Raw genomic sequence first — 11,148 nt, 5'->3', positions numbered from 1 at the left:
TTGGCGCGGAGGATGCCGAAGTCGGCGAGGTCGACGGTGCCGTCCTGGTTGGCGTCGCCCAGGACGTACTCGTCGCCCGATCCGAAGCCGGCGCGGAGGATGCCGAAGTCAGCGAGGTCGACGGTGCCGTCGTAATTGAAGTCGCCGTCGATGGCGTTATCAGCGGTCAGGATCAGATCGCTGCTGGTGACCAGCGTCGTGAAGAGCAGGCCCGGCAGGCCGGCAACCTCGAACGCGTTGGGCGAGCTGGCGGTCAAGCTGCCACCGCTGGTGAGTACGGTGAAGTCGTCGCCCGGGTTGGGCAGGAAGCCGCCGGCCAAGTCGACCGCGATGTCCAGGTCGTTGGCGAAGAGGTTGCCGCCGAAGGCGAGGACGTCGTTGACGTTCTGGTCGAAGAGGTCGACTTCGAGTCGAGCGCTGCTGATGGAGCTGGTCGCGCTGTTGTCGACGTTGAGCGTGCCGACGGTGCCGTCGGAGTTGCCGGGTCGGTAGATGCCGTTCCCGTTGACGTTGGCGACGAGGGTGCCACCGCCGCCCAGGACGGAGTCACCGCCGTTGGCGAAGTTGTTGGTGAACGGGCTTCCGCCATCGAACTGGCCGAGGAACGTGACGGTCGAGCCGGCGTCGACGAAGAAGGTGCCGGCGTTGAGGCTGTCGGGGTTGCCCAGGCCGTCGTCGAAGCTGTTGGCGAAGGCGGCGATGCCGGGGGTGTCGCCCTCGCCGACGGTGACGGTCAGGTCGGTGCCGCCGCCGATGGTGAAGGTGCCGCCGTTCTCGCGGAACTTGAAGCCGACGAGGTCACCGGTGGCCGAGGCCGTGTCGTCGAACAGGTTGCTGGTGACGTTGGGTCCTTGGATTTCGACGGTGGCGAACTCGATGGTCTCCAGGTCAAAGTCGGGCGGGACGATGTCAAAGGTGGTGCCGCTGCCGTCATCGAAGACGCGGAACGTGCCGCCGATGAGGCGATCGCTAGCGGCGGCGTTGGCGTTGGTGAGGTCGGCGCCATTGCGGAACAGAATCTGCCCGCCGTTGGCGACGGTGATCTCGTTGTTGTTGAGGAATTCGCCGCTGCCCTGGCCGTCAAAGACGAGGATGCCGCCGTCGGTGGCGAGCAGGGTGCCGTTGTTGATGAACTCAGGTCCGGCGATCACGCTGGCCGGATTGAGGACAAGCTCCTGGCCGGCGACGTCGGCGATGATGAAGCCGTCGTTGGTGATCTGAATGGCGTTTCGGCCGACGTTGCCTTCGCCGCGGATGGTGTTGCCCGAGTCGTTGAGCAGCGTGCCCGAGCCGTTGATGCCGGCGCTTGGCCCGTCGAGAACGAGTTCTCCGCTGCCGGCGAAGATGGCACTGCTTTGTACCTCCAGGTCGGTCTGCGCGCCTGTGCCGTCGAGGGTGATGGTGCCGTCGTTGACGACGGTACCGTCGATGCCCAGATCGGTGTTGGAGCCGACGTTCAGAACACCTTCGACGAGGACGTCGGTGAGGAAGACGTTCTCGCCATCGCCGACTTCGACCGTGCCGCCGCCGGTGCTGCGAAGCGTGCCGCCGAAGAGGCGAGCATTGGACGTGAGATTCACCTCCGAGCCGGCACCGACCGCTTCGATGAGTGCTCCGGTGTTGTTGAACTCGCCGTTGCTGGCACCCGAGAGTTGCAGCGTGCCGCCGTTGATCGCGCGGGCGACGCCGGTGTTGATGAACTCGGCGTTGGCGTCGACCGAGTTGGGGTCGAGCGAGAGCGTGCCGCCGTCGACGTCGGCGAGGATAGTGCCTTCGTTGAAGATTCGAATGGCGTTCTGTCCGAACCTGCCTTCGCCGCGGATGGTGATGCCGCTGCCGATGTTGAAGTCGCCCGATCCGTTGATGCCGGCTAGCGAGCCTTCGAGGATCACGGTGCCGTTGCCGTCGAGCGTGGCGGTCGATTGGATCTCGAGGTCTGTCGCCTGAGCACCGGCCTGGAGCCGCAGGGTTCCGCCGGCATCGAGTGTGACGGTACCGTCGATGCCGTAGTCGGAGTTGTTGCCGACGACGTGGTTGCCCTGAAGCAGGACGTTGGTGATGAAGACGTTCTCGTTGTCACCGGTCCGGACCAAGCCACCCGAGACGCCGCGGAGCGTGCCGTTGAAGACGCGGGCGGTGTTGGTCAGCACGATCTCGGAGCCGCTACCGCTTGCCTCCATGATTCCGCTGCCGGCGCCAAGCTCATCGGTGTTGGTGAATTCGCCGTTGCTCAGGCCGTCAAGCGTGACGGTGCCGCCGCCGACGGCGCGGACGAGGCCGGTGTTGAAGAACTCGGCGTTGCCGTCGAGGCTTGCTGGGTCGATGACAAGGTTGCCACCGTTGACGTCGCCGAGGATGGTGCCCTCGTTGAAGATGCGGATGTCGTTCTGTCCGAGCCTGCCTTGGCCGCGGAGGGTGACGTCCCCGCCGAGGTTCATGGTGCCCGAGCCATCGACGCCCGAGAGCGGGTCAGCCAGAACGATCTGACCTGACCCGACGAAGTCGACGCTGCCGCTCATCTCCAGGTCGGTAGCCGAGCCCGTCGACGTGAGCGTCAGGGTCGAACCGCTGGCGAGGTTGATGGTGCCCGTGGTGTTGTAATCGGTGTTGTCATCGACAGTGTGGGCGCCTTCGAGCGTGACGTTGGTCACGTCGATGTTCTGATCCGCCGCGGCTCGAACGATGCCGCCGTCGATACCACGGAGCGTGCCGCCGATGATGACGGCGTCGTCGTCGAGGACGAGCTCGGAACCAGCACCGACGGCCTCCATGACGCCGCTGCCATTGCCGAGGCGATCCGTGTTGGCAAACTCGCCGTTGCCTTGTCCGCTGAGGGTGACGCTTCCGCCGTTGCTGGCACGGACGAGGCCGGGGTTGAAGAACTCGGCACCGGCGGTTACAGCTGCCGGGTTGATCTCGAGGTCGCCGCCATTGACGTCGCCGCGGATTGTGCCGAAGTTCTCGATTCGGATTTGGTTCTGCCCGACGAACCCGCTGCCTCGGACGGTCTGATCTGCTCCGACGACAAGGAAGCCGCTGCCGTTGATGCCACCGTCGACGAGGTTGAGCGTGCCGGTGCCGTTGAGTTCAATGTTGTTGCCGTTGAGCAGTTGGAGGTCGGCCCGCGCTCCGCCGCTCGAGTCGATCGTGATCGAGCCGCTGTTGGTGAACGTGCTTCCGCGAATCTCCAGGTCGGAGCCGAACCGCGCAACCATGTTGCCGGTGTTCGTGGCGTACTGGAGGATCGCCGACGAGCTGGCCGCGACCTCGATGACGCCAGTGCCCGAAGTGCTGTAGGTGCCACCGAGAATGTCGGCACCGCTGGTCAGGCGGACGACGCCGTTGATGGCGGAGATGTTTCCGCCGACGTTGCTGAACTCACCGAAGCCGTTGCCGGTCAGGACGAGGACGCTGCCGGCTCCATTGGCGGCAAGTGTGCCCGTGTTGAAGAATTCCGGGCCGCCGATGACGCTGGCTGGATCGAGTACAAGCGTGCCGCCCTGGGCCTGGATGGTGGCCTCGTTGCTGAACCGGGCGGCGTTGTTGCCGATGTTGCCGGTCCCCGTGATCAGGTTGTCGACGTTGGTAATGACGCTGCTGGTGCCGCCGATGATGCCGTCTTCGAGCAAGATCGTGCCGCCGCCCGTGATGTCGTTCGTGCCGGCAAAGCGCAGCTGCGTGTTGCCGCCGGTCGAGGTGACGGTGACGAAGCCTGCATTGGCAAGCCCGCCGTTGTTGATGTCAAAGAACGTGTTGTCGCTGATGAAGAACTGCGACGCGCTGCTGACGCTGAGGCTGCGGACATCACGCGTGATGCCCGGCTCGACCGTGACCTCGACGAGACCTGCGATGATCGCGTCGATGGTCGTGCCGTTGGGGAAGACGGCGCTGTCCCAGTTGGCGTTGTCGGACCAGTCGCCGGTCGCGCCGCCGATCCAGGTGACCTGGGCGGGAGCGGTGGCGGCGAGGCCGGCGGTGGCAAGAGCGGCGGCCGCGGCGAGGCGCAGTCGGCGAACGGCGGGGCGAGGGTGGTTCTGCATGGTGGGTTCTCCCGGGTCAGCGCCCGACCGAGTCGGACGGCGGCGGCAGGTTGACGGTCAGTGTCGAATGGCGCGAGAAACAACGAATTCCAGGCGAAACGCTCGCCCGTGCAGCCCTCGAACGGCGCTCCCCCTGAACGCCGCCGAGGTGGTGCACTCGAACGCCCGATACCGGGCGTCGGGCCTGCCGACTTGGCCGACCCACTCGGATGTGCGACAATCACCACGTGCAGGGGCCAGAGACGGAGCCAAAATCTTCGAATCCTCCGCCAGACGGCGGAAATGGTGGTGTAGTCGCCCCAGCTTCCCAGCCGGGAGGCAAGACGCCTGAGCTCTTCGACGCCGTTTACGACCAGCTACGCGACCTTGCCGGCCGGCAGATGGCGCGCGAGCGTTCCGACCTCACGCTGCAAACCACCGCACTCGTCCACGAGGCGTACCTGCGCCTCATGAAGGATCCCGAGGTTCAGTGGGACAACCCGCGGCACTTTTTCGGTGCGGCGGCCGAGGCGATGCGACGGATCCTCGTCGAACGCGCCCGACGCCACGCCGCCCTCAAGCACGGCGGCGGTCGTCGACGGCTCGACCTCAGCGCGGCCGACCAGCCGGGCGGACGCAGCATCGACGTCGACACCGGCGGCGATGCCGAAGCTGTGATCGAGCTGGATACCGCTCTGTCCGAACTCAAAGAGCAGGACCAGCGGATGAGCGAGGTCGTCATGCTCCGCTACTTTGCTGGTCTGAGCGTTGAAGAGACCGCCGCCGCGACGGGCAGCTCGGCACGAACCGTCAAGCGCGACTGGGCGTTCGCCCGGGCGTGGCTCAGCAAACGCCTCGACGGCACGGCCGCATAAACAACTTCGTTTCGGCCCCGGCTAACGTCGTTTGACGCATGACGGATCAGATGCAGGCCGAACGCTGGAACCGGCTGCGCGACGCAGTCGCCGATGCCCTTGATCAACCGCCGCCCGACCGCGCGAGCTTTCTGCGCGAAACGCTCGGCGATGACCCCGATCTGGTTAATGAAGCCATCGGCCTCGCCGACGTCGGTGAGGATGCGATGCTGCATCCGGAGGTCGACGCGTTCATCGGCTTGGGCGGACCCGATCCGTCGACGCTTGTCGGCAAGTCGCTTGTCGACGGCAAGTACCACCTCGTCCGACTCGTCGGCGAGGGCGGCATGGCCTCGGTGTACGAGGCTCGACAGGTCGGCATGGATCGCCCGGTCGCGATCAAAGTCCTTCGCCGCGCCGCCGCCGGCTATGACGCGCCGCGCCGCTTCGGCAAGGAGGTCGACGCACTGGGCCGACTGGACCATCCCGGTATCGCGACGATCTACGAAGCCGGCCACGACCGCGAACTGGCGGTCGCGTTCATCGCGATGGAGTTCGTCGACGGCCCGACCGTCACGCAGTACGTCCGAGCCGTCGACCTGCCGTTCCGCGATCGCCTGAAGCTGGTTGCGGACATCGCCGACGCGGTTCAGGCGGCGCATCAGAAGGGCGTCATTCACCGCGACCTCAAGCCCGACAACGTCCTCGTCACCGCCGATGGTCGGCCAAAAGTGCTCGACTTCGGCATCGCACGCCTGCTCGAAGACGATGCGGCCCCGCCCGAAACGCTGCGAACGACGGCCGGGCTGTTGCTCGGCACGCTCGGCTACATGGCGCCGGAACAGGCATCCGGCAGCGACGACGTCGACATCCGCTGCGACGTCTACGCACTGGCCGTGCTGCTGCACGAGTTGCTGGTCGGGAGGCCGCCGATCGACGTGAAGGGCGTCGCGATGCCCGAGGCACTTCGGCGTCTGGCGGAGCCCAACGTCACGCCGTCGTCCATCGGACTCATCCCTGGCGATGACACCGGCGGCGACGTCAACATCGTGCTGTCTCGCGCGCTCGAAGCCGAGCCCAACCGCCGCTACGCCACCGCCGAGGCGTTCGCGTCGGATCTGCGTCGCTTGCTCGCCCAAGAACCGATCCTCGCCCGGCCGCCGACGCTGGCATATCAGGTCCGCAAGTTCGCCCGCCGCAACAAGCCGCTCATCGCCGCGACTGCCGCCATCGCCGTGACACTCGTCGTCGCGACGGCGGTGTCGTCGTTTGCCTTCGTGCTCGAGGCAAGCGCGCGGGCGGAGGCGGAACGGAACCTCGAGTTTGCCGAGGCATCGTCCGAGCGTCAGCAGGCCGCTCGGCTGTTCCTCCGCCGCACGCTCGAGTTTGGCGATGCGACCGATTCGGGTGCCGGCGTGACCGTCCTGGAAGCCTTGCGGCAGAGCGAACCGCTCATCCCCACCTTCGCCGACGGTCGGCCGATGATCGAAGCGGACTTGCGAACCGACCTTGCGCGAAACCTGAGGTCCGTTGGCGAGATCGATGAGGCCGATCGGCAGTACGAGCTTGCAGAACAGGCACTGTTGCGTTTCGAAGACGTCACGCCCGCCAACCTTGCCGACCACCGCGCCGAGTGGGTCGGCAGTCTGGCCCAGAACGCCCGGCTGGAGCGTGCGCGGTCGCTGTACGACAAGTACCGCGCCGCGTGGGACGCCGATCGCGACCCGGACCATCCGCAGACGCCGCGTATCGATTTGCAGTTCGATTCGACGCTCGCTGAGCTGCTTCATGCCGAAGGCCGCTACGTCGAGGCGTCGGAGCAGTGGCAGAACGTGCTGACGGGCATCGATCCGCTGGTGACTCGCCAGACAGAAGAAGGTGACGCGCCCGATCTGACGAAGATCACGATGGACGAGGCCGACACGTGGCTGAGCAACGCGGCCGACAGCTACCGCAATGCCGGCGAGGCCGACCTCGCGCTGCGATCGCTGCGACGCGTGCTGGTCAATCGCACCGAACGCCACGGCCGCAATCATCCGTCGGTCGTCATGGCTCAGGCGAATCTCGCCGGCCTGCTCACGGACGTCGGCGAACTCGACGAGGCCGAGCAGATTGCCCGCGAGAGCATCGTCCGTGCGACCGAGACCTTCGGCCCCGACAGTCACATCGTTCGAAGCTGCCGTCGCAATCTCGTCGACCTTCTGGTCGCTCGACGCAGCGATGCGTCGCTGCGCGAAGCGATCGAGCTGGCGCGCGTGAACGTCGCAGGCGAGCGTGCTGCAAAGGAACGCGGTGCCGGCAGTCCGACGACGCTCATGCTCGACCTGAACAACGCTGGCGTCGCGTCGGGCTACCTCGACGATCACGAACAGGCCGTCGTCGCGTTCGACGAGGCGATGGCCGAGGGCGAAGGCGTGGTGCCGCCCGATCACCCGTACATGCTGTCGATCCGCGCGAGCCGGGCGACGTCGCTCGACGAGATCGGCCGGACCGACGAAGCGATCGCGGATCTCCGCGAGGTGCTGCGCGTGCAGATCGAACAGGTCGGCGCGAACACGCCACCGCCGTCGATCACGCGGAACAATCTGGCGATGATCGCACTCGAAGCCGGCGACGCCGAGCAAGCTGCTGCGGAGCTGCGGATCTCGCTCGATGCCGCCGAGGCCGGGAACTGGGGCGGGATGATCCCGATTCTGCGACGCAACTACGGCCGAGCCCTGTCGGCTGCGGGTCGACACAGCGAGGCCGTCGCGGAGTTGGGTCGCGCTGTCGAAGAAGCCGCCCCGCTCGGCGACGCTGCTGTCGAGCGGACACAGATGTTCCTCGACCAAGCCATCGCCGCCGCGTCAGCACCGGTGCCGCAGCCGACTACCAACTGACCTCACTCCGCCGGCTCGATCGTGACCTTTAGCAGCTTGCTCTTGAACTGCTCGACGTAGAGCTCGGCGCGTTCCTTGTGCGTCACGAGCAAGAGCGACAGCCCGCGCTTGTGGGCTTCGAGCGTGACGCGGATCGCCGCCATCTCGGTGAGTGGCGTCAGCTCCAGGACCGTCAGAACGACGGCCTCGACGGTGTTGACGTCGTCGTTGTGCAGAAGCACGCGATACGGCGGAAGCTGGCCGGGACGCTTGGGGCGTCGCTTGGGCGACTTCTTCGACGCCGGCTTGGTCTTGGGCTCTGTCTCTGCCGGCGGTTCGGCGACGGCGGTGGAGCTGTCGTCTTCCTCGGCGGCGGCGATCGGACGCACGTCCTTTGACTCGTCGACAGTCAAGCTCACGACGACACCCTACCGCAAATCGCGTGCAAGAACCTCCCGCATTCACAATCGCAAGAGGCGGCAATCTGCACCACCCGGCGCTGGCGACTCATCGCTCGCCGGCGGGCACCACGTGCCGCTCGGCGGGGCCGGTGTAGATCTGACGAGGCCGATAAATCTTGCCGGCCTGGTCGCGCGTCTCCTTCCACTGGGCAATCCATCCCGGCATCCGACCGACCGCGAAAAGCACGGTGAACATGTCCGTCGGCACGTTCATCGCCCGCATGATCAGGCCGCTGTAGAAGTCGACGTTCGGGTACAGGTTCCGGCTGACGAAGTAGTCATCCGCGAGCGCGACTTCTTCGAGACGCTTGGCAATCTTCAGCAACGGATCGTCCTGCCGATCCATTCCCGTCAGCACCGCATCGGCCTGCGCTTTGAGGATGCGGGCGCGCGGGTCGTAGTTCTTATAGACCGGGTGGCCGAAGCCGAAAAGGCGGTACTTCTTCTCTTTCACGCCTGCGATGAAGCTGTCGGGGTCGATCGACTGACCGTCGTGGATCCGCTGCAGCTGGTTCATGATCTCCGCGTTCGCACCGCCGTGCAGCGGGCCCCACAGGGCACAGACGGCTGCGGCGCAGCTGGCGAAGAGGTTGGCGTGGCTGCTGCCGACCATGCGGCACGTGCTGGCCGAGCAGTTCTGCTCGTGGTCGGCGTGGAGGAGGAAGATCAGGTCCATCGCCTTGGCCGTGCCCTTGTCGACGTGGCCGTCAGCGAAGCTCATGCGGAGCAGGTCGGTCGTGTAATCCAGATCAGGCCGGGGCGTCGGGTGGCCGGGTTCGTGGTTGCGGTGCCGGTAGATGGCAGCCGCGAGTGTCGAAACTTTGCCGAGCAGCTTGGCGGCGGTGACGTCGAAGTGCTCCTCGTACTCGACCTGCAGGACCTCTGGGTGGTAGCCGCACAGCCCGTTGATGCAGGCTGACAGCATGGCCATCGGGCTGGCATCGGGCGGGAAGCCGTCGAGAATCTTGAGCAACCCGTCGTTGACGGCCGTGTTGTCGGAGACAAGGGAGACGAACGTGTCGAGCGTCTTCTGGTCCGGCAACTCGCCGTAAATGAGCAGGTAAGCCGTTTCGAGGAAGCTGCAGTGCTCGGCCAGCTCTTCGATCGGGTAGCCGCGGTAGCGGAGGGTGCCGGCCTCGGGGTTGATGAAGGTGATGTCGCTCGTGCACGATCCGGTGTTGCGGTAGCCGGGATCGAGCGTGATGGCCTTGGTCTTGGCGCGGAGGGCGGTGACGTCGAGACCGAGCTCGTTTTCGGTGCCGACGAGGCCTTCGAGTGCGACGGGAGACTGGTCGTTGATCGTGAGGGTGGCCTTGGCCGAGGTAGCGACGTCAGATGCGGCGGGCATGGGCACACACTAGCGGCGCGTCATTGTGTCGGCGGACGCGTGTAGTGGGACGGAGGGAGGCCTTTGTGGCGTCACACATCGCCAGGACCGCAACGGCGTTCGGGTCGTGCGGATCAGGTGACCACGGCGACTTCGCATGGTAAAACGTGGTGGAGAGATCGCCGCCTCACGCCTCGGGCCAAGACGTTCGTCTATCAAGAACAGCCGATACAACCCGGTCATGGCGCCCGATCATCCGAGTCTCCGCGCCGACGATCCGGAGCCACCCATTCCGGCAGAACCCAAGGCCGAAGTCACGCCCTGGGACGAGCGGCCACGACGACGCGTTGCGACCACGCTGGGCGATTCGCGTCCCCGGCCACGCCCGCAGCCAACCGATGACGACGACGGCCAGTTCGCCGTCGCCTTCGACGACTCCGCTGCGGACCGTCGGCGTGGTGTCGGACGCGATGCGGGTCTGCGCCGGCTCGAGCCGCTGTTTCGACGCGTCCGATCCTGGTCGCTGGCCACGTTCTTTGTCGTCTCGCTCATCGCTGCCGCGGCAGCCGGTGTCGGAGTGGTGTGGCTCGGCTACTTCGCGGTCGAGCTGCCCAGCATTACGCGCATCATCGCGCCCGACGCGCTGGCCTTCGCACCGGCGGCGCTGGTCGTGTTCACGCTGCTGTGCGTTTACGTGGCCGGGGCAGGACTCGCGACGCCGTTTGCCGCGACGCTGGGCGTGACGGCCTCGGCTTGGTGGATCGTCACCGCTGGCGCGCCGGTGAGTCTCGTCAGCTTCGGCCTGGCGGCAACCTTGGCGGCGACCGTCTGGTGGTGGCGATCGGGCAACTGGTTCCTCGGCCTGTCCGCTGGCATTGCTGCGACGGCGACGACGCTCATCGAACCGACCGCCGGCTTGTCGATCCTGCTGCCGCTGACGGTGCTCGCGGCCGGCTGGGCGTGGCGTCGACCGCTGCGATCGGCCAATGCGACAACCGCGCCGTTGGTCGGCGTGGCCGTCATCGGCATTGCCGGCCTGCTCCGCGTCGGACCCTCGGAGCTGGTGTCGCACTTTGTGGGTGTCGAGGAGACGCTGCGGTTGGCGATCACGGGCTTCGACGTTCTGGCCGTTCCGCAGATGCAGCTGATCCTGGCGGGCCTCGCCGTCGCGACGCTGGCGAGCCGAAGTGTTCCTGCGGCGCTGTTCATCGCTCTGGCGGCTGGCGTGGCGACTTTCACGCGACAGGCCGACGTCCTGCCGGTGCTCGGCGTGGCGACGGCGATCGTGCTGGCGGGCGTCCATGCGGGAAGGCGGCGCTTCTGGACGTCGCTGGTCTCGCCGATCCTCGTCGGCGGCGTGGCGGTGGGCTTGATGCTGCTGACGGCAACGTCGGTGGTTGACCCGACGTCGCGACTCCTCGCCGAGGAGCAGGCCGACGCGATTGCCGACCTCGCCGCTGGTCGACCCGTCGTGGTCGACGAGACGATCGATGACTCGCTGGCGATGGCGTTGGCCGATCGCGTCGAGATGCACGCGCCGTCGGTCGTGGACGAACCGTCATTCCTGCTCGTGACGTCCGAGCTGGACCGGCGAACGCACGAACGAGCGTTGCGGTCGGCCGACCCGAC

The 11,148-nt window shown here is 66.5% G+C and carries 6 protein-coding genes; 3 read left to right on the top strand and 3 right to left on the bottom strand.

What is annotated here, in order from left to right; all coding sequences use genetic code 11:
- On the bottom strand, positions 1-4,040 hold a 4,040-nt coding region (locus AAGI46_12165), incomplete at its 3' end, for a hypothetical protein (GenBank protein ID MEM1012961.1).
- Positions 4,041-4,267: 227 nt separating this feature from the next.
- Between AAGI46_12165 and AAGI46_12160 the strand changes: the two genes are divergently transcribed.
- Together AAGI46_12160 and AAGI46_12155 are read left to right on the top strand one after the other, a co-directional pair.
- Positions 4,268-4,894: a sigma-70 family RNA polymerase sigma factor gene (locus tag AAGI46_12160; GenBank protein ID MEM1012960.1), complete on the top strand. Its 627-nt coding sequence runs from the start codon at positions 4,268-4,270 to the stop codon at positions 4,892-4,894.
- Positions 4,895-4,932: 38 nt separating this feature from the next.
- Positions 4,933-7,752, top strand: coding sequence for a protein kinase (locus AAGI46_12155; GenBank protein ID MEM1012959.1), 2,820 nt, complete (start codon positions 4,933-4,935; stop codon positions 7,750-7,752).
- 2 nt (positions 7,753-7,754) lie between these two features.
- Here the strand turns inward: AAGI46_12155 and AAGI46_12150 are convergent, their stop codons facing one another.
- Both AAGI46_12150 and AAGI46_12145 read right to left on the bottom strand, forming a co-directional pair.
- The gene (locus AAGI46_12150) at positions 7,755-8,150 is read right to left on the bottom strand and encodes an ATP-dependent Clp protease adaptor ClpS (GenBank protein MEM1012958.1); all 396 of its coding nucleotides are present in this window, start codon (positions 8,148-8,150) and stop codon (positions 7,755-7,757) included.
- A gap of 88 nt (positions 8,151-8,238) precedes the next feature.
- Positions 8,239-9,540: a citrate synthase gene (locus tag AAGI46_12145; GenBank protein ID MEM1012957.1), complete on the bottom strand. Its 1,302-nt coding sequence runs from the start codon at positions 9,538-9,540 to the stop codon at positions 8,239-8,241.
- A gap of 220 nt (positions 9,541-9,760) precedes the next feature.
- Here AAGI46_12145 and AAGI46_12140 point away from each other — a divergent pair.
- Positions 9,761-11,148: hypothetical protein (locus tag AAGI46_12140; protein MEM1012956.1), on the top strand; the 1,388-nt coding region annotated here is incomplete at its 3' end.

The organism is Planctomycetota bacterium, assembly GCA_038746835.1.
Classification (GTDB): domain Bacteria; phylum Planctomycetota; class Phycisphaerae; order Tepidisphaerales; family Tepidisphaeraceae; genus JBCDKH01.
This window is presented reverse-complemented; position numbering and strand designations above follow the sequence as displayed.